At 56.8% G+C, this 19,822-nt stretch carries 11 protein-coding genes; 3 read left to right on the forward strand and 8 right to left on the reverse strand.

Going from position 1 to position 19,822, the window contains the following annotated elements; all coding sequences use genetic code 11:
- Positions 1-51 precede the first annotated feature (51 nt).
- The 4 genes from ASE52_RS19065 to ASE52_RS19080 form a co-directional block, all read right to left on the reverse strand.
- Positions 52-2,358, reverse strand: a complete 2,307-nt coding sequence (locus tag ASE52_RS19065) for a TonB-dependent siderophore receptor (protein ID WP_057228340.1) — start codon at positions 2,356-2,358, stop codon at positions 52-54.
- Between the two features lie 224 nt (positions 2,359-2,582).
- Positions 2,583-3,434: a helix-turn-helix transcriptional regulator gene (locus ASE52_RS19070; protein ID WP_057228342.1), complete on the reverse strand. Its 852-nt coding sequence runs from the start codon at positions 3,432-3,434 to the stop codon at positions 2,583-2,585.
- Positions 3,435-3,800: 366 nt separating this feature from the next.
- The gene (locus ASE52_RS19075) at positions 3,801-4,391 is read right to left on the reverse strand and encodes a hypothetical protein (protein ID WP_057228344.1); all 591 of its coding nucleotides are present in this window, start codon (positions 4,389-4,391) and stop codon (positions 3,801-3,803) included.
- Between the two features lie 490 nt (positions 4,392-4,881).
- Positions 4,882-5,826: a LysR family transcriptional regulator gene (locus ASE52_RS19080; protein WP_035198567.1), complete on the reverse strand. Its 945-nt coding sequence runs from the start codon at positions 5,824-5,826 to the stop codon at positions 4,882-4,884.
- A gap of 175 nt (positions 5,827-6,001) precedes the next feature.
- Between ASE52_RS19080 and ASE52_RS19085 the strand changes: the two genes are divergently transcribed.
- Positions 6,002-7,642 carry an argininosuccinate lyase gene (locus tag ASE52_RS19085; RefSeq protein WP_010466619.1) on the forward strand — a complete coding sequence of 547 codons (1,641 nt, stop codon included), beginning with the start codon at positions 6,002-6,004 and terminating at the stop codon, positions 7,640-7,642.
- 150 nt (positions 7,643-7,792) lie between these two features.
- On the opposite strand, the gene ASE52_RS19090 is transcribed toward ASE52_RS19085, so the two are convergent.
- Positions 7,793-8,137: an H-NS histone family protein gene (locus ASE52_RS19090; protein WP_057228346.1), complete on the reverse strand. Its 345-nt coding sequence runs from the start codon at positions 8,135-8,137 to the stop codon at positions 7,793-7,795.
- Positions 8,138-8,398: 261 nt separating this feature from the next.
- Positions 8,399-9,514 (reverse strand): serine hydrolase, encoded by a 1,116-nt coding sequence (locus tag ASE52_RS19095; RefSeq protein WP_081474704.1) that lies wholly within the window; start codon positions 9,512-9,514, stop codon positions 8,399-8,401.
- Between the two features lie 478 nt (positions 9,515-9,992).
- On the opposite strand from ASE52_RS19095, the gene ASE52_RS25785 reads away from it, so the two are divergent.
- Positions 9,993-10,298 carry a hypothetical protein gene (locus ASE52_RS25785; RefSeq protein ID WP_139019238.1) on the forward strand — a complete coding sequence of 102 codons (306 nt, stop codon included), beginning with the start codon at positions 9,993-9,995 and terminating at the stop codon, positions 10,296-10,298.
- Positions 10,299-10,329: 31 nt separating this feature from the next.
- Here ASE52_RS25785 and ASE52_RS19105 read toward each other — a convergent pair whose 3' ends face one another.
- Entirely contained in the window at positions 10,330-10,881 is a 552-nt protein-coding gene (locus ASE52_RS19105) for a GNAT family N-acetyltransferase (RefSeq protein ID WP_010466610.1), read from the reverse strand.
- Between the two features lie 227 nt (positions 10,882-11,108).
- On the opposite strand from ASE52_RS19105, the gene ASE52_RS19110 reads away from it, so the two are divergent.
- The gene (locus ASE52_RS19110) at positions 11,109-12,455 is read left to right on the forward strand and encodes a hypothetical protein (RefSeq protein WP_057228349.1); all 1,347 of its coding nucleotides are present in this window, start codon (positions 11,109-11,111) and stop codon (positions 12,453-12,455) included.
- 595 nt (positions 12,456-13,050) lie between these two features.
- Here the strand turns inward: ASE52_RS19110 and ASE52_RS19115 are convergent.
- Positions 13,051-19,497: an ATP-binding protein gene (locus ASE52_RS19115; RefSeq protein ID WP_057228351.1), complete on the reverse strand. Its 6,447-nt coding sequence runs from the start codon at positions 19,495-19,497 to the stop codon at positions 13,051-13,053.
- Between the last annotated feature and the right edge of the window lie 325 nt (positions 19,498-19,822).

Below are 19,822 nucleotides of genomic sequence, written 5' to 3' on the forward strand. Positions count from 1 at the left end.
AGTTGTTTGTCTGGGGATTTCCAACGGGTGATTCGCGTGCCTGCGGGCAAGTCAATACGTATAGTCCAGCGTCACCATCACACTGCGTGGTGCGCCATAACTTACGGTGTCGAAATTGCCTTTTTGTAGCGCGTACTTCTTATCGAACGCGTTGTTGACATTGACGGCCACGTTGGCCTTATTTGTGATGGCGTAACGTGCTACCAGTGACACGAGGGCATATGAACTCTGCTCTCCCCCCAACGAAGTGGTGCCAGTGTTAGGGGTCTGGTAAAAGCGGCTTTGCCATTTGACGCCTCCGCCAAGCGTCAACTTGCTCAACGCCCCGGGCAACTGGTAAGTGGTGAAAACCTGGGCCGTGCTGCGCGGTATTTGCGAATTCAAACGAGCGCCACCGCCATCTTGTGCCGTGAAGTTGGCGATACTTGCGTAGACGTTCCAGCCACGCGCCAGCTCGCCTTGCAAATCCAGCTCAACCCCGCGTGACTTCGTCCCATCCACACCTGCATAGACTTGGGCGCCGCTTGGCGTGTAGGTTCCTGCGACAAGTTGAGCCGCGTTGTCCAGCTCGGTCTGGAACAAGGTTAGCGCTCCATTCAGCCGCCCGTCCATGTAAGCGCCTTTGAGACCGATTTCCTTGGTTTTTCCTTTGGATGGCGTGAGCACATTGCCATTGCGGTCCCGATAGTCGGTTTGCGGATTGAATATCCTCGTATAGCTGACATAGGCCGAATAGGTCTTGTCAATGTTGTAGATCAAGCCCGCATAGGGAGTGAACTCACTGCTCTTTTTGTAGTGCAACGACATACCTCTGACGCTGTCGCCAATTTCGTAGCTGCTGAAGCGACCGCCAGCGATGAGGTTCAGAGGTTCAGACAGCGATATCCGGGTTGCGCTATAGACACCGCTTTGCTTGATTTGGGTGCGAGTCGGTATCGAAACCATCGCATCGAAGTTGGGGCGTGGAAAGGCCGGGCTCAGGTCGTAGACATTGACCGGCGCGAAGCCAGCGTAGAAAGGCGCTATATCTTCTTGACTGGCCGTACGGCGCGAACTCGTTGCCCCCACCACCAGGTCATGTTGGCGCCCCAACAGCTCGAAGGGGCCGCTCGCCATCACGTCGAAGGTGTTTTGACGGCTACGGCCTTCAGAGGCGAGCGCTACTGGATAGGCTCCGTTGGGATTGGAGCCGAGCCCCGTGGCACGATCGGGTCGGCCGACTAAACCAAGAAGTTCGGCATTGAAATCGGTACGGTACTTGTTAGCGACGGCCCGGAAGTTCCAGCCGTTGTCGAAGCGGTGCGCGATCTCGGCGAATGCCGTCTTGAGCCTATTGTCCCAATGGCTCCAATCCTGCGCGTAGTTCTTGGAGCGTGAATACACCGCCTGCGTGCTGTCGCTGAACCATAGCGGCAAACCTCCCCAGGTCGAGCCCTGCGGCGTGATGTTCTGGTAGTCATAGCCCATGCTCACCGTCGTGTTTGATGTCAGGTCTGCCTGGACGATCCCGTACAACGCTTTCCTCTCGGGCTTATAGCCGTCGATGTAAGAGTGCCCGTCTTGGTACGTCCCTACCATGCGCGCGCGAATGCGGCCGTCCTGTGTCAATGGAGTCGATACGTCAGCCATTCCCCGGCGGGTATCCCAGCTCCCTGCACCGAGCGAGGCGGACGCCGAGAAGTCACGAGTCGGCCTTTTGCGCACGAGGTTGACTGCAGCCGAGGGATTGCCGGTGCCGGTCAGCAAACCGGAGCCGCCGCGCACTACCTCGACACGGTCATAGAACGCGGTGTCGATTGAACCGATGCCACTCCCATTGACAATGTTGCCAACGACGGTGGGTATGCCGTCATACTGAACGCTATTGATCAAAAAACCGCGTGAGTAGAAGCTCGTCCGTTCGCTGTCGGACTGGTACGACACGACACCGGTGGTGTTTTCCAGCACGCCCTGCGCCGTATTCAATTGCTGGTCATCCATGCGCTGGCGTGTCACCACTGTGACCGATTGCGGTGTTTCTTCAAGCGACAGTGGCAAATTCGTTGCAGTTGTCGTCTGGCCCGTGGTGTAGGAGCCAGTACCCTCGGTGGTCGCCGTAACCATGCGGCTCGTTACAGTGACGTCCGGCAACGGTATCTCTTCTTGAGACGACCCCGATGCGTTGGTTTGGATCTGCTCTGGAAGGGCGGCGAATGCCCCCTGCGCGCTCATGAGAAAAGCCACCGCCGAGCCGAGCACGGCGCAGGATGTATTCCTGATGTTTCCCTTTAACGGCCCGCCCTTACGAAGGTAGTCGTAGGGCTTGGCGCATATATCCAGTGTCTGAAGAGAGTCGCCTGTAGTTGAGATGGCGGACATAAACAATACTCATTTGTATTTAGATGCCTTATTTGACCTTGGCGTGCAGAGAATTGATTGCGAAGCTAAGCCAGATTGTTTTGCGATTGGGCCAATCGCAAGGCTTCCAGCGAACTGACTGTCATGAGAGCGTCCTGGCGCGCATGTGACAGCACACATGCTGCAACCAATGGGGCCCCGCGCTGGGCGCAGCCGACGATCCCAGTCAATGGATTCGGATGGAGTCAGGGGAGTGTTTCGTCGGGGAGAATGATTGCGGACACGGGAGTAAGCTCTGCGCCATTCGCGCGATCAGAGAGGTATCGCGCTGGAGGCTTGCCTACTGCCTTGCGGAACATGGTGACGAACCCACTGGCGTTTTCATAGCCCAAGTCCAACGCCACCGCTTGTACGCTCTGGCCCTTGGTCAAAAGTTGAAGCGCAAGGATCACATGCAACTGGCGACGCCAGCGCCCGAAGCTCATCCCAAGTTCCTGTAGCAGAAGACGGCTCATGCTTCGCTCGCTCATGCCCACGCGAGTTGCCCAATCGGCCTTCGAGGTTTTGTCCGTTGGGTCATCCAGCATCATTTGCGCGAGGCGGCGCAATCGGAGATCGCGCGGCATGGGTAGATGCAAGTGCTCTACCGGCGCCGCCACCAACTCATCGAGCAACGTGGCAATCAGCCGGTCTTCTCGGCCCCCCAAAGCGTACAGCTCAGGAACACCGGCCACCTTCAGTAGCAACTCGCGGAGCAATGGAGTTACCGAAATGGTGCAGCAGGTTTTCGGCAGATCTGGTGAGGCGTCGGGCTCGACGAACAAACAATAGCATTCGGTTTCACCAGCTCCACGCGCCGAGTGGGGCAAGTCGCCCGGAATCCATATGGCGCACTGCGGCGGCACTATCCAGACACCATCTTCAATTTCACAGTTGAGGATGCCGCGCGCGGAGTAGATTAGCTGCGCCTTACGGTGCCGATGCTGGGCATTTTCCCAGTCCTTTGTTACCGACGTGGCACTCAGTGCGACAACTGGGCGCGGGACGCAGTCCAGGTCCCTAGACACAGTGAACCCGGCGATTGAAATCTTTGACATGACGTTTACAGCTATGTAGAAAGTACGGGGCTGGCCCAATTGGAAAATATTATTCCAAAATTACCCAGTACTGCACATCAATCCCGTAGTTGTATTGCGACCAAGAGCCGGCCGTTCTTGTCGCTTGGTGAAGGGCCTCTGGCGTGTTGGCGCCGATGCAGAAACAAGCCACCTTTGACTCATGTGCCGACGACCCCGTGAGCCACGCGAGTGGCTCTATCCCCACACGCCTGTTGGGTGCGGGGGCGGAACAAGTGGCGCAGCGCGGTGGCTCACTCCGGTCTCGGCGGCAGCAAGCCTGACCGCCGGCATCAGTCTGGTCCGGCCCGAGGCACGACCAATCAGCCTTCGCGGAAGGCGGCTGCCTCAACCCGGTGTCTTCCCCGACTTGGTAGACGCCGCGGGCTTCACCAGCCGCGAGATCTCACCACCGCACGCGCTGAAGTTGCGGGCGTATTCCTCGGGGTTGTCGAACAGCACCTGGGCTTGCATCAGGCGGTCGAGTTCCTGTTTTGCGTAGAGCAGGATGGCCGCGCTGCTGCTGCCCGAGGCCCAGGGATAGTCCAGCTCGCGGAACTGGCGCGCGATGTCGCGGTGAATGCGCACATGCATCTGCTCGTGTCTCATCACGTGCGCATAGGCACAACTGCCCGGCGGGATCTCGCTGGCCACGCGCAGCACCGGTTTGATGTAATCCAGCCGCACGACGACGCCCTGGCAACTGGTCTGCGGCATCACCGCCAGCTTGGTCTCGACAACGACGTGGCCGAGTTGCGTACCGCTGCGGCCGGCGCCCGCGCCGATCTTCGTCAGTTCGGCGGCCGGTTTGGCGTTGCCCACTTCCGGGTCGGCGAACCAAGCCGCAGTGAAACGCACCGCCTTGTCGCAGGGAGGCAGGTTGGCGGACTGCGCCTGGAAACAGGCGCTGACCAGCAGCAGAGCGAGGAGGCTTTTCATCGTAACCTTCTGGTTATCGGCAAGACGCGCTCGTCCTGAAGCGGTGGCCGCAAGGCGGCTAGCCTGACCGGGGGCGGACGAGCATGCCCGGCGCCGGCTGGTCGCCAGTTGGCGTTTTTTCAGCCTCCGATCGCATTGCCTGAAATCGTATTCGACCTGATTTGGCATCTACGCAATGACTCGCAGAGTGCTCGGCATCGTTGTGACCAGATACCCTGAAGCTCGCTGATAGAGGAGCCGCGCTGTCGCCCAAACGCGATGCGCGACGCTGTAAACCGGATGGCAAATGGAGCGAAGCCTAAGGCGCTTGACTTGTCATGCGAACTCAGGGCTTGCTGCTGCCAGTGAATGCAAACATTCGGCGAGTGTTTTCTCAAACCGCCAGCGGCAGTTCTTGACCGATAGTACCCATTCGTGACCCACATGCGAACGGCTGCAATCGCTGCTAAACGGACTTCGAACCGACCCACGAAACTACCCAGTACCCAGATCAACGCCCAAGGGCGAGTACGTGCTCGATGAAGCCGTGACAAGGGTGGGTTTTGTGGGCCAACACGTCCGTCTTGACCAATACGCCGAGCGGTCCCACACCTTGCGGTCTCCACGATAAAACGGCCAGATCCCTGCGCCGTATAAACGGCAAAACAAGGCTCGCTGGCACGCAGACCAGCATGTCGCTTTCCGCCAGCATGGCGTAGATGATTTCCGTCGAGCGGCTCGACACTCGGCACAGTTCCGGCACCCCGCCCAGATCGTCAAAAAGGCTATCAACCTGTTGAGGCCCCAGCCCCGTGAGTGGCGGGGCCAGCCAGCGTTGTGACAGCAGTTCAGCGCCCGTGACGGTGGCCTGTTGCGCCAACGGGTGCTCAGGGCGGCAGGCGATGACGAATTCATCCTGCAGCGCGGCGTGGAACTCGAACCCCTGCGGCAGCGGGGTCGGCTCGCGGCAGATCGCCAGGTCCAGGGTTCCTTCCTGGATGCTCTCCAGCAGGTTGTCGATGGTGACTTCGTGAACATCGATGGCGGCGCTGGGGTGCAGGGCGCAGTACGACGGGATGGCCACAGTCAGCAACCCGTTGATGCCCGCCGCAATGCTTCCGATGCGGATCAGCGCGGACGCGGCCCCTTGCTGCATCAGCGCCGCATTGCCAGCAGCCGCTTGCAGGGGCACCAGCGAAGCGCGCAGCAGCGGCAGAACCGCCTCACCCAGGCGGGTCAAGCGCATGCCCTTGGAGTGCCTTTCAAAAAGCGGGCCGCCCAGGGAGCTTTCCAGCTCCGCCAGCGCATGGGTCGCTGCGGGTTGGCTCAAGCCAATGGCAGAGGCCGCCCGGTGCAGGCTTTGCAGGTCGGCAATCGCGATCGCCAACTGCAGGTGCTTGAGGCGCACGCGCCCCAGGATGCGATTGAACAGGACGGAGGGCGTCAGGTCTGGCATGAAGTATTCAAAATTTGAATCATGTTGAAAAAGAAGCATTGGCCCTGTCGTGACTGCTGTGCAACGATCACTGGCCTTGGGGTAGACGCAAGCCTGCCCTGGGGCCATTCAACTAACGAATCTTATTCCCGCACTGTGTGCAAACCAGTGCGCAGGAACTCAGGAGACAAAACCCATGCCGTCATTGCAGCGCCCCACTTTGGGCGAGATCACCTCGCGCCCGTCCCGTTTTCTCATCGCCCCGGTGATGGCGGCCATCCTCGCCATGGGCCAGGCCAACGCGGCCGATACCCTGGACACCGCGTGCAAGACCACGGCCGAGTGCCAGGCGCAGGTGGCCAAGATTCAGGGGGTGGTCAAAGGGGACGCCACCAGCGCCTTGGCAAAGTCGCAAGACACGTTCTACTGGTTTGGTCGCATCAACATGGCGTCGACCGTGGTGAATGCCGAGCAGGGCATCATCCCCAAGGCCCAGGCGGGTCGCATCGCGCGCGGCGTCGAGCTGTCGATCACCCAGGCCACCACGCCCGGTGGCAAGCGGCCCACCGATGTGCTGCAGGTCGAGAAAATCATCACGGATGCCGTGGGCCCCGAGGCGACGCTGATCCACACCGGGCGCAGCCGCCAGGACATCCATTCCACCTTGAATGCCGCGCAGTTGCGTCTGGAAATGCTGGACTTTGCCGATGCGCTGGACCAGGTGCGCGCGCGGCTCATCACCACGGCGCAGGCACACACCGCCACCTATGTGCCTGCTTACACCAATGGCGTGCAGGCCATGCCCATCAGCTACGGGCACTACCTGATGGCCTGGGCCGATTCGTTCGCTCGCGATTCGGCGCGCATTCGCGAGGCCTATGCCCGCATCAACCTCAGCCCCATGGGCACGGCGGTGCTGTCCAACTCCAGCTGGGGCATCAACCGGGAGCGCCTGGCGCAGTTGCTGGGGTTCGACGGGCTCATCGTGAACTCGCTGGATGCGGGGCAGATCAGCACCTACGACATTCCCATCGAGGCCACGTCCATCGCCAGCTCCACCGCCATCCGCGTGGGCGCGTTCATGCAGGATGTGCACACCCAGTACCACCAGACCCGGCCCTGGTTGCTGTTGGCCAGCTCCAAAACGTACACCAGCAGTGCCATGCCCCAGAAGGCCAACCCCGGCATCATCCAGAACACGCGGGCCAAGGCCAGCGACGTGGTGGCCTCGGCCCAGGCGTCGCTGTGGCGGGCGCATAACGTCACGCCCGGCATGATTGACTACAAGAACACCTGGAGCCCGGCCAGCGCCAAGACCTTTGTGCAGGGCGTGGAGATGCTGCAGCAGTTTGCCGATGTGCTGGACTCATTGCGCATCGACCCGGCACGTGCGCTGGACGAACTTGAATCCGAGTGGACCACCTCGATGGAGCTGGCCGAGGCGCTGCAGCGCAGCCATGGTGTGCCGTTCCGGGTGGGTCACCACTTTGCGTCGGATGTTGTGGTGTTTGCCAAGGAGCGCAACATCCGGCCGAAAGACTTTCCTTACGCCGAAGCCGTGCGCATCTACCGCGAAGCGGGCAAGAAATACGACCTCAAGGACCAACGCCTGCCGCTGGGTGAAGCCGCATTCCGCCGGGCTTTGTCGCCCGCAGACATGGTGACCACCCGCACCGGCACAGGCGGGCCGCAGCCGCAGGAGGTCACGCGCATGGCGACCGTTGCCAAAGACATCCTGGCCAAAGACCGCGTGTGGTCGGGCGAGGCGCGGCAGCGGCTGCTGGCGGCTGAGGCTGCGTTGAATGCGGCGTTTGAGGGTGTGAAGTCGCTGCCCTGAGCGGGCGCCTCGGAGGCAAAAGAGGGGCGCAGCGAGCGCCGCCCTTGAAGCTTGGGATCGCAAAGTGCTCGAGCGGCTGAGCCGCCCGCCGATACTTCAACCGACTGTTACTTGGGGGTTAGTGGGTCACTTCTACGCGGAAATCAACAGTCAGTCCTGCCTTCTCGCGGACTCAGCTGCCATCTCCGCTAGGAATGGGCCCTCTTGAGTCCTTGGGCGCTCTATCAGGAAATCGTCACGGTTCTTCCCGGCAATCCAGGCGGGCGCCCTACCTCGTCCTGTCCAGGTCGCGCCGCTCTTTTCGTCCCGATACTTTTGGGCGACCTTTTTGACGATGGGCTTCCAAGGGAAGACTTGCTGGGCAGTGAATCCAAACTCAGCCACCAGATCGTGTACTTTCCTCAGCGCGTCCTCAGATGCCTCTTTCCGGGCCTCTGAAATCGCGGCATCCAGCTGCGTTCGTTGTGCCAAAAGGTCCTTCAGTGTTGTTGTCATCGCTTTGAGTTTTTCGCGGAATCCCGCCTGTGGCTGAATTATCCAGACTCCACCGCTATGGGCTGTCTTCGATGGCAAGTTCAACGCCGAGGCTGTTAGCGGCAGCGTCAAACTGAACAAACTGCCGATGCAGTATTGGGGAGCCGGATGCACTTGCAGGTTAGCGGAAAATTCGGCGCATCTCACTGCAGTAGCCTTGGCCGGCTCCTAGCGCTTGGCTGGGCACGCGATCGGATTAAGCAGTCGCTTGCCTATTTTCAATCAGGTGGTCCCGGCGACCACCTGGGCGACGATCGATGTGATCGCTTCAGCCTGAGAGCGCATGTCTTGCATTCGAGGGTTCGTTGCTGCCGTTGCAATTGCAAGCTTCAGCGAGGGAACAAAGAGCGCAATCTGCCCGCCGTATCCCCACGCCCACACTACATATCTTCCCTCCAGTGTTCCCGTGAACCACAGCAGTCCGTAACCGACGCTGGTTATTGGGGGATTGGGCCAGACCCCTGTGACTTCTGTGCGGGAACTCGCCGCTACCCAAGCAGAAGGCACCACCCTGGTGTTGAGCCACTTGCCACCGTTGGCCATCACCCACGCCAACTTCGCGAGGTCGCGGGTCCGCAGGCTCAGACCCTTGTACGACATGGCGCGACCGCCCTTGTCGCGATCCCATAAGAAACTCTCGACACCCAATGGAGCGAACAGATCCCGCTTTGCAATGTCTTCTATGGGCATGCCATGGGCACGCTCAAGAATCGGGCTCAGCAGCGAGACTGCTGCATCGTTGTATGACCAAGTATTGGGCCCTCTGCCATCGTTGGGCAGACTGAACACGAATTGCACGGGATCTGGGGATGTCGTCAGATCGTTGTACTGCTTCTTGAACTCGTAGGCGATACCTGTGGTACCAGCCAGTATTCGGCCGAGGGTGACTTTGGATGCAGCTGAGCCTGGGTATCTTCTTGCCTGATCGGGCAAAAGTTCGCCCACCGTTTGGGCAAAACCCTTGAGCTTTCCTTGCTCGATCGCCTGACCGATCAGCAAAGAGCAAATGCTCTTGGTGACCGAGTTGATGGGGAGGAGATCGGTGGGTTTGGCTCCCCCAAAGTAGCGCTCGCCGACAAGCACGCCGTTTCGTACAACCAATAAACTTCGCAAGGCTCCGATGGTTGATCCATTTGCGAACGCTAGTTCCAGAGCGGCGGACGATATTCCTTGGCTTTTTGGACTAGCCGTCTTCCATTGGGAGGATTCTCGGGCTAAGGCGCGTACCGACAGTATCAGAGCAGGGCCGCCAAAAATCACGCTCCTTCGAGAACTCGTCATTGGATTGCACCCTTGGTATTTTGCTGTTGCGTGAAAGTAAGTTGCCTGTTCACGCATAGGGTCAAAGAGTCGCGCTTTGGTTCCACTCAGTGAATTCCATGAGAGATCGCTTGCGTCTATTGCTGATGAGCTTGATCCTAACGATCTAAGACGGTTTTAGGCCAGAAGCGGTCGTACGGACGCCTCAAGGCGCTCTTTTGCTCAGCACAAATTTATAGAAGTGTTCCGCAACGAGCAGCGCAACAAGAAACGTTGGAATCGTGAGGAGTGCGGCCCATAAGACCGAGTCCAACAGTAAGTAAGGGCTGGAGCAAATAGCCACTATCAGTAGATAGCTGCTCAACCGAATAAACTTTTCCGTCATGTGCCTGAGTCCTGAAAATTACCCAGTTGTCTGGTATTTCAAACGCGCCTTGCAGACTACCGGTGAAGCGAATCCTGCAAGGTCCGCTTCGGGCCCGCTAGCGCCCCTCAACGTGGGGCAGAATTCGGCCACAACCAGCCATTCGCCTCAACCGTTCAATTCACGCCCATCATGAGCAGCATCGGCATTATTTTCCGCGAAGACAAAGAGCTGACGACGCTGTCGCCGGATTGGACGCCTGTACCACTGGGACCCAGGCATTTGGTCGATGCGGCGGTAGAGCGCGCCCTTGCCGGCGAACCATCAGAACTGTCGCTTCGCCTCACCATTGAAAGCCAGGATGAAAGTCCGGACCCTAGAACAATCTCGGCGGCAGGTATTTGGGGCCCTCGCGAGAGTGCGGTTATCAGAGTGATTTGTCGGGAGCTTTCAGCCCGCTTCTATGATGCTGAAGCTGGCGAATTCATCGACATTTGAGTTTCGCTTTTCGGCCGAATTCTGACGATCATTAAGGTCGGCAAGCCGCGTAGATGAAGCAGTCACGCGGCATAGCGGAGATGTTTGGATGCACGGTATGGCTAGCGAGCCGCCCTTCCAACAGAAAGCCGCTTTTCTCTAACGCACGAGCTGAGGGTCGATTCTCGACATCGCAAGTCGCTTCTACGCGGAAGATTCCTGGAAGTTGAAGCGCGAATGTTGTAAACGCCTTGATCGCTTCCACCATCAGACCTTGTCCCCATTGGCTGCGCGTGAGGACATAGCCAATGTTGACGATGTGGTCGCGAGATCTTGCATCAAGCATGCCAATTAGTTGACCACTTTCCTTTAACGTGATGATGTACGCAAGCGATGAGCCAGTCGCCCATTGAGCGACACAGTGAGTGATGAAGTTGCGGGTGGTCTGCAAAGAGGCATGCGGCTGCCAAACCATGTAACGAGCAACATCTGCATCTTGGGTATAAGACGCGAACATTTCCTCGGCGTCTGAGAGGTGCGGCGCGCGCAGCCTCAGGCGCGGGGTTTCAAATGAATCGGAAAATACCGGGACTGTTTGTTCCATTAGAGATACGCTGGAAATGTCTGGTTCTGGCCGATAGTACCCACTCGTGCCCAAGATGCGAACGGCAGCAACCGCTGCAGAACCGACCTCCGACGTGGCAGCTTCAGGCTGGTTAGAGTCCTTCGCATACTGGTTGCGGATAGGTACTATCGGCCACTGGCAGCCCGTCTGAAGCCAACGCTCGCCTGCCATAAGACGGGCCGACTGGACGCTCACCTTTCTTAGTCATGAAGACTGACATTCGGAACGATCATTACTCATCCGCGAACTACGGCGTCTACATGACGCATAGCTTCATTTCAATCCTCAAGCCTGAAGTAGACCTTTCGGATCGCGCGAATAGCGGGGCACTGCCAACCCATGTTCACGAGTATCTCCACTACCTCCAAAACATTTCAACGACTGCTGGATTGACCATCAATCTTTTAATGCATGCAATCATGGCAGCAGTCGTCAATGGCTACCGGTTTTCGGGAGGACAAATCGGTGCGAGAAAAGACGATAAGATTTGGTCGGAACTTGTCAAAGACAGCTTTGACGCCATCAATTTCGTACGTGGAGACTCTTTAGGTCTCAAGGGACCGTGCGAGATCATTGCAACTGAGGAATTCCACTACCGTGGGATGCTTGGCAACCAGAGGGGCCTCAAGGTTACGATTCAGCAAAATTCTGAGTCAATGACAATTACAGTTGGGTCAGATCTGATCAACGAAGGCATCGCTTATGAGGTCGAGAAGACCATATGGAGCGAAGCTCAGTTAGTGAGCGTGGAGCCTGCAACACCGTACTTCCCCTACAAATTCTTTGGTGACTTGACGGATCATCTCGCAGGACGAAAGCTCACGAGCGAGGAGAAAATTTCTCTCGGCGTGATGGCACTGATGGGCCAGAGCCCGGGATACTCTCTCAGGGAAGGCTGCCGGAGCATAGTCAGCACAGAGGCATATAAAAAATTTGCAGCTGTGCAAGCACGATTGTTCTCAGATTTCGCTGGGAAAAAGGTCCCAGAGCTGATCGCAAATGCCGTCTTGTTCTATCAAAACTCCGAGTTCTTTATCCACCCATTCAGGGCTTATGCTTCAATCATCGTTGACGCCTGCAAAAAGCGCATCAAGGATCCGTTTCTCGAAAAGAGCTTCATCCATCTGAAAGAACCTAGTCAATTTTTGAGCCTGGTGAGCGATACCATGCCTCACCTGTTCATTCAGAAAAAACACGACGGTTCGTCGACGAGCGACTTGGTTGGTGCATTCGATTGGGAATACAGCCTTGATGGCAAGGCGAAAGACCGTCTGTACGTTCTTTGCTTAGCCATTAATTTTGTGGCTCAGCATTTCAATAAAACCACTCAAATCTCTTCAACAAGGGATCTCCGGCCGAAGCCCTGCCCATTTTCTGGCGGCTGCGAAGTTGAGTCAGCCCGTGGCAACTTGAGTATTTGCAAAACCCGGCCGTGGATGTATGCGAACGTCCTGTGGAACAAGGACAAAGGAAGTTGCTGGTATCAAGCAGCGATCTATGCGTTGACGCCAGAGCCCGGGAAACTCGCAACCGATGATCCTGCACCACGTTGACGTGGGCCGAACCGGCGGCTCGGGCATTCCACACTTTTCGCTCGGCCGAAGCTGATTGGCCAAAATGCTTCCAGACTAGGCTAAGGAAGCTCTGATGTCGCGGCGAGACCTGTTGCTCCTTGCGTTCGCTTGTTGGCGGACCGCCTCCGCAACTATTGAGGCTCGGCAATATGCTTGCGTCATGCGTGAGCTTTGTGGGTACTTAGATGGGGCCACGTTGGCTCCTTAGCAGCCGTCGGAGGCTCGTCCTCGATCGGCCGCACCCGCGACGAAGCAGGCCGCCGCTGTGACTGCCTCAGTCAGGTTGCAGCCGATCTCCTCAGAGACACCAACGACTAAAGATGTAAACAGCAGACATTGCAAGACGCTTGACCTGAGTTTGCCATCTGGGAGCAAAAACTGCTCTCGGACTACTGGGACGTCCAAGGTGCGCCCAATGACAACTCTAGCAATTGTCAGCTAGTGCAATTGCGGAAAAATCTACTTTGTGACAAAAGTCATCTTCAGATCAGGTCGCCCTTGGCAGTTTGCGCTTAACTTATATAACCGCCTTTCGACTTCAATCCGGGCATGAAGCTAAAATATTGAGCTTTCGCTAGTAGACGACACTTGAAGCCTTCTTTGCGTGCCAAAGCCGGATACTGCCATCGTCTGCTCTCAAGGCAACAATGACCAGTTTGGCTCCGGATGTTTCGTCATAGGATTTTGACGAGCGGTATTTCCAAAGCGTGATCGTCGTTACTAAATAGCGCTTCAAACCCGACAACGTTCCCTCAAGCCATGCCGGTATCGCCCATAGGATCTCGCCTCCGGACTGCTTGCGATGTTTATGATGGTCAGGATCAGGTTCCCATTTTCCCCAAACTTGGCTCTTCAGGACGAGGCTGCCACTGGCATCGTGCCACTCACCGAATACGGTCCCCTCGGTCAGCGACAGCTGCTTCGTTAGTTCTATTCCAAATCGTGGTCTAGATGCTGCATCGTAAGCGGCGAGTTCATCACCTTGATCGATACCAAGACTATTGTTATCTGGCGCCCAGACTAGTGGCTCGAATGGGCTCATCTGCCGAAATTGGCGATCATAGTACCCCCCGTCCCAAAACTCAGGCAACCAAAAATCGTGACGTGGAACTTTGGAAAATGACGCGCACCGTTGCACCGCGCCCTTCCGCTCAGACATTGCTGATGTGATGCTCACCGAAACGCCGTCCGGCGATGTCCATCGTCCATAAAGGGGAATGAGTTCGGCGGGGATATTGCAGATGATTCCAAGCTTTTTTAATACAACGTCCTCAGCCTGAAGCGATTCATTTGCTCCCTCGCGCGGTCCAAGAAAGTTTTCAAAAGCGCATCGAGGGGTTTCGTCCTTGCGGTCGGAAAGCCAAGACCCATCATCAAAGGTGATGTCATAACGGTCACGCCACTCGCGCCACTGATCACTTTCATAGTCATATGTTCGCGCTACGATGGGGTGGGAAGCGAGCAGTTTAGTGGCGGCACCAAACAATGCATGCTTTTGAACGTGCTCCCTGAAGTATTCGTACCGATCTTCATTATCACGGCGGTAACGGTCCTGGCCGGGGAAATAATTCATGTCCTTAGCATCAGGCCATTGCGCCACAATCTCGCTCGCAAGAAGGTCCACGACCGCTCCAGGCGCCAAGCCAAAGAGACGCGCCAAACCATCAATCTCGGTTTTTTTGAACTCATAGTCAAAGGAAAAGCCGGATGTAGCCTTCGCGTGCGCCGGCCATTGGTCTGTCCTTACCGTACCGTTCGGGGGGGCGTCGATTTGCGCGCGCAAAAGTGCAAGCGCGCTATCAGGGCCGTCTCGATTGCCGATATTCTCTAGACAGCGCGCTATATGCACCTTATGCATCACGTGGACATCGTCCCGCTGCGCGAGTGCTAGCAATTTGGGGCGCAAGAATGCAAGATTGCTACCGTGCCGCTTTGCAGCCCGAGCGATACCTATGAGGAGCCATTCCCGTGAGTTTTGGAAAGGTAGAGACCGATCAGTCGAGGCAAGCGCCTGCACCTCGTGAACGTCGAATCGATCGAACAGGAGATCCAGCTCCTCAAGCAAACCCAGGTCGACAGCGGTAGACAGGGAGCGTGACGCCGACCACCTGACATACGCGTCGTCATCACCTAAGAGATGCCAGAAAATGTCAGCCAAAAAATTGGGCTCATGCTGTGTAACTTCGAACTCGGTTCTATGCGGGCCTTCACCGATTTCATCAGCGAAACGCGAGGCCGTGCCAGACAAGAGTTGCTCGAAGGCTTCGAGTGCGGCAGCACTGGAAGCAATGTCACACAGCGATGTTCCCAGCTGCAGCCATTCATCTCCATCAAGTTCTACCTCGTCGATCGCAACCTTCTTTAGTATCTGCTCGAGTACAAAGCGCTTGTCGCCGGATAGTTCTGAAAGCTGGCGAATGCTTCGGGCTACATTGGAGTATTGATTTTCAAAAAGCTGCGCTCCCTTGTGCTCGAATAGTGAAGCAATCAAGCCCTTCACATGCGATCGTAAATGGGCAGTTTCACTTGACCATGCATCAATGCACTCAATGGTGAAGTCGATAGTTCGGTCCAACTCAAACTCAGTTGCCTCACAAATGGCGAATAGGAATTGCAGCCGTTTGTCGTAGGGGCAAACTCCTCGCACACCTGCCACGAACTTAAGACGAGAGCCGAATGAAAGGCGCTTATCCTCATTGATCATCCTGATCGCCTCGTCTATCGACGTAGCCGACGTCGGATCGCAGCGCTGAACAAGCGCTGCAATGGTTTCGTCGACTTGTTCTTTGGTAGGTTGAGCAGGCGTACGGGCGAGAAATTCGTTTGAAGAGCCATTGCGGTGGTTGAACTCGTCCTGCTTCTGTTGCGCAAGTCCCCTCGTTCGTTGAATCGCGGCCTTGTCCTTCCCGGTAAGCGTCCCTGGATAGCTATCTTCAGCCTTGAGGATGCTTTCCCAAAGCGTCGGCCAAGCGCCTCCCGCATGTTCGACGCGCAGTTTCCCAAGAACCACATCCATGATGACCCTACGATCAGCAGGATCGCAAACGCTTAAAAGATCAAAGATACCTTCGCCAACCTGCCAATCCCACCAACCGTGATCCTTACACAGTACGAGCAGCAGCGCTGATCTCAGTGGCGAGAGCTTCCCCCGTTTCGCCAGGTAGCAAACCAGTTGGGGCAGACCGTAGGACAGTTCAACAACATCCTGGTCCTTCCAGCGCACGAGCTTTGCGACGGCTGCAAGGCCAATTGAGTTCGCTGCCGAACGTCCGAATAGTGTCCAGCCGAACTTTCTAGGTTCGTCATGAGCGATTGCTTGGCAAAGGTTCATGAGGCGCTGCGCGGCCACGGGGGACAGTTCTCCACCCAGCTGAGCGCCGCCGTAGTGGAGCAGAGAGTAAATTTGTTGGAAGTCCTCTCCGCCCATTTGGTCGAGCTGTGAAAGGCCCTGGCGGTAGTATTCGCGGGCCTCGTCGACGCTCATAGCAAGCAGCGTTGCAGCGAGATCGGCATACCCTTCACCGCGGGAGCCTATGTTCTCATCTTTACGGATTTGCTCCGAGACGTGGCGTGCGAATTCTCCAGCCAGGCTGTGCAAAGCAGGCCTGCATGCTAGATGCTCCAGAATCCTGAGCTTCTGAGAGGACATGAAACGGTCGGAAGAAACAAGGTCGATGATGGCTCGAGCCTGCACCGGCGTGACATCAACTGCGTAGGAGAAAAGCAATTCCACGCACGCGAGGCCTAGTGTTCGCGATTGCGAATCTACCGCGGCCTCAGATCGCCAGTGAACGCTACTTCGAGTCTTCGACTGCCAGATGGAAATGAATGCGTCTATGGTGGCAGCGCTTATTGGCTGCTTTGAGAGAATTGCCTCTTGAATAGGCTGCATCAGCGCCAGTGCGAGTTCGATGGAGCCAACGATCCCGCCGCACTCAACAGAGTCGTATCGAGCCTCCTTCTTCAGCGCCTTGTGCTTCGTGCCGCCTCTTGTCGATGCTGTGGCAACGGTCTCCTCTGCGATGAATTTGGCCAGCTCCATCCTATTGCTGATGGACTTGGCGCGCTTCGTGATTTTCAACTCGCTGGGAAGGATATCGTGATATGCGAGTGGCTTCCCGCTAGACCAGGCGCGCACGCAAGCGCCAAGCAGAGGTTGCCAGACCGTCGCATTTCCATAGCGCTCGCTGTAGTCATAACCTGAGGGGCGCAACTTTGGGACACTACGTATGAGCGAGGCTCCGACCGACGGTGAGCACATCAGTAGCGCGGTGAAGGCAGCTTGGGTGATGTCTCCCGCGATGCTTCTATCCTCCTCTCCAAATGAGTGGACCTCGCGATCTTTCCTTTTATCTTGCGCAGGAAATGCCTTGAGTGACGCTGAAAGTGCCTTGGCTTGTGCTCGTGTGATGTATCGTGGCCGCTTCAGCAAGCTGATCTTCAGCGCGGCGGACTTGCACCGATCGCTCGCCGCGAACTCTACGAGCTTGGCGAGCGCCTCATCGCCGGTTGTCAACTTCAATTGATCGAGCAGCGAGAGAAGAGCTTCACTCACGGAAAGTGAGAAGCGAACAGTCCAGCGGGTGAGATTGCTATCGACCATATCGAGGTCGCCATGCAAGACGCTGGCGAACGACGCCGCTGCAAAGTCGGCTGTCTCAGGTCCAACACGGTCATGGGGCGGGTCATTCTTCGGTGACTGTGCATGCCAATTGATCCACCGGATCGTGCTTTCGCGCTGAATCATTGCTTCTTCAGCATCGCCCGCAAAGCTATGCGATATGGTGAGGCGCGCACTCCGTGCTCCTCTCCAGCCCGACCTATCGGCAAATAGTCGGCGCTGTGCGTCGGGATCCCCTAGCTTCACCGCTAGGGCAGGAGAGCGGCGGATGAACTCATCGCCTCGCATGTTTGCGGTTGTCACTTGCGCAAGACGCATCGCGAGATTAAGGACCCGGTCGAAGTCTCCTGCCGCTACGGAAAGGCGAAAGGCCGCTCGCAAGCGCATGAGCAACAATCGTCGACGGCCGAACTCAGACTGCACAACTGAAGGAAAGTTAGAGGAATCTGCCAGGGCGAAAGCGCGATCACTGTCATTAATGACGACGAGGAAGTGTGGAAGCGCCTCGGCAGCATAGGACGATGATGCCTGGCTTGCTAACAGTCTGTCGGCGATCGCTCTTTGTGCATCTACTCCACTTGAGTAGGTCTCACGGATGTATGTTTCGGTCGGCTCATCGCGGAATATGGCTCCATGAGGCGTAACCTCCAGCATGGGAGCTAGGTCCGATACTGCAGAATTCACCTGAGACACTGGCCAGCCCAAAGCACCCGCCAAGTCGTCAAGGGGAACGGGGGGCGGCAGTAGCGAGAGCGCCAAAAATAGCTCGCGAACCTCGATCTCAGGCCAGCCAGCGATGTGAAGGTCATTAACGATCTTCGAGCACTGCTGGGTAATAATTTCTTTGACCGTGATCGTCGTAGACAGTCTCGCTCCAGCAACGTTTGTGTCCCAAGTCCTCAGCAAGTAGTCGAGCACTCGCGCGTTTCGGCCTGACCGGGACAGTGCAGTTGCAAACTCTACCTCCGGGATGCTTGGCCTTCGCGTTTCCAAAAACTGACGCGCTTCGGTACCAGAGAACGGCAGCAGTTCGAAGGGCTCGACCCTCGCACGACCAATGACGGTGTCTTTGCGGTGTGTGCGGGCCGTGATCACCATCTTCATTCCGCAAATCGGCTCGTCGTCGAGCATCGATAGAAGTAGTTTGGGAAATGCCTCCTCATGACGAGAGTCTGCTTCTAGCTGGGCATTGTCGGCTGCATCGATAATGATAAGTAGCCCTTGCTTTTCCGACTGGGTGTAAACGGCAGTGACCGCTTGGTTGAACCTCTTTCGAGCAGCTTTCAGAATCCCACGGGTGTTCTTCTCCGTGGGAAGAAGTAGATCGCAAAGCCCCCTAGATGCGAGCTCGTTGACGATCTGAACGATGCCGACGCTCGGCAGATGGCGAGAGTGTTCAGCGGAACGGTAGGCGCCTCCGCCAAAGCAATCAAAGACAATGACCTCGAAGTCGTTGCTCAGGCGTGCGGCGATGCTCTGCACAAAAACCGTCTTTCCAACCCCCCCTTCGGCATGCACGAAAATTGGTACTGATAGCTGTGCGAGCTTCGCGCCGACGGTTTCCAGTGCTGTACGCTCAACCACCACCCCAATGTCGATTAAGCGCGTGTCTGCGGGAAACAAATCCTCGGGCTGGCAATCAAGCGCGTCGAGCACATCCTCACGCCGGATTAGGTTCTTTCCTTGACCACTGGGACCTGCCTTCTTCAAAACGAGGTCTTGCAAGTCGTGGAGGCGCAGTTTGGCTTGAGAGTCCGCACCCGCCGACCAATCCGTTAGCGTTCGACGGAGCGCGTTGCTCTGTCCTTCAAGGTTCTTCTCGGCCGCACGAAACGCTACTCTGGAGAACAGGCGCCTAGGATTTTGGACACCGCTTTTCGTACAGATTGCCGTGAGGTACTCTACTGCCCGCAGAACAGCGCCACGGCTTGTCTCAGGAACACCGCGCTGAAGAACTGCGAGTGCGTCCCATAGATCGGGGGCAAAGGAGGCGTTTGTTACGAAGATGAAGGTAGCCTTGGCATCGATCTCTTCAGAGGTGAAGTCATTTTCATAGCCCACGATCGTCGCGCAGAATTTCTCGATTGTTTTGCGGAGAAAGGAGGCGGTCACCTCATCGGGGCGCAGCTTGTACTTGAACTGCACTGTTTCAAGCCGATCGCTGTCGGCGAAGTTGTCGCCACCGCCGTAGTACAACACGAGATCTGCAACCTCCTCGGCCTTGTCGCCGGGCGTCGCCGTTTCGGTCGAGGAAAGACCTTCGACGGCTATCGCAAAGAGCTTGTCCCTGGGAAATATAAGTTGGAGAGCCCTTCGTGCGGTCCAACGCTCATGAAAAGTATGACCGGCCCGCGAAGCTCGAACGGTATCGATTTCATCACTGGTATTAACTGTCAGCATAAACCTCTACTGATAAAACCGAGTACATCAGGCACACATCCAATGATAGGCCTATTGAATTGACTAGATTTTTTAAATACTGGTCATCCTCAAAAGAGAGCCTCTATGTTGATCGCTGCGGATGTCTGCGATACAGCCATGATCAGACTTTCGGCGACTGAGCAGGACAGGCAGCAACCGCTGCGTAGCGGTCGCACGACTGTCCGTGCGTGTAGATAAATGAGAACGCCGATGACATGAAAGGCATAGCCAAAGTGCCCAAGCGTCGACGGTTGGATGCTGAAGAACGCGCCCTGATGATTGCCGCTTCTATCGCGAGCTACCG

The organism is Acidovorax sp. Root275 (genome assembly GCF_001428965.1).
In the GTDB taxonomy this organism is placed as follows: domain Bacteria; phylum Pseudomonadota; class Gammaproteobacteria; order Burkholderiales; family Burkholderiaceae_C; genus Acidovorax; species Acidovorax radicis.

Coding starts and splice junctions, on each gene's coding strand:
- ASE52_RS19065 (WP_057228340.1), bottom strand. CDS start 2,358: ATGTCCGCCATCTCAACTACAGGCGACTCTCTTCAGACACTGGATATA.
- ASE52_RS19070 (WP_057228342.1), bottom strand. CDS start 3,434: ATGTCAAAGATTTCAATCGCCGGGTTCACTGTGTCTAGGGACCTGGAC.
- ASE52_RS19075 (WP_057228344.1), bottom strand. CDS start 4,391: ATGAAAAGCCTCCTCGCTCTGCTGCTGGTCAGCGCCTGTTTCCAGGCG.
- ASE52_RS19080 (WP_035198567.1), bottom strand. CDS start 5,826: ATGCCAGACCTGACGCCCTCCGTCCTGTTCAATCGCATCCTGGGGCGC.
- ASE52_RS19085 (WP_010466619.1), top strand. CDS start 6,002: ATGCCGTCATTGCAGCGCCCCACTTTGGGCGAGATCACCTCGCGCCCG.
- ASE52_RS19090 (WP_057228346.1), bottom strand. CDS start 8,137: ATGACAACAACACTGAAGGACCTTTTGGCACAACGAACGCAGCTGGAT.
- ASE52_RS19095 (WP_081474704.1), bottom strand. CDS start 9,514: ATGCGTGAACAGGCAACTTACTTTCACGCAACAGCAAAATACCAAGGG.
- ASE52_RS25785 (WP_139019238.1), top strand. CDS start 9,993: ATGAGCAGCATCGGCATTATTTTCCGCGAAGACAAAGAGCTGACGACG.
- ASE52_RS19105 (WP_010466610.1), bottom strand. CDS start 10,881: ATGGAACAAACAGTCCCGGTATTTTCCGATTCATTTGAAACCCCGCGC.
- ASE52_RS19110 (WP_057228349.1), top strand. CDS start 11,109: ATGAAGACTGACATTCGGAACGATCATTACTCATCCGCGAACTACGGC.
- ASE52_RS19115 (WP_057228351.1), bottom strand. CDS start 19,497: ATGCTGACAGTTAATACCAGTGATGAAATCGATACCGTTCGAGCTTCG.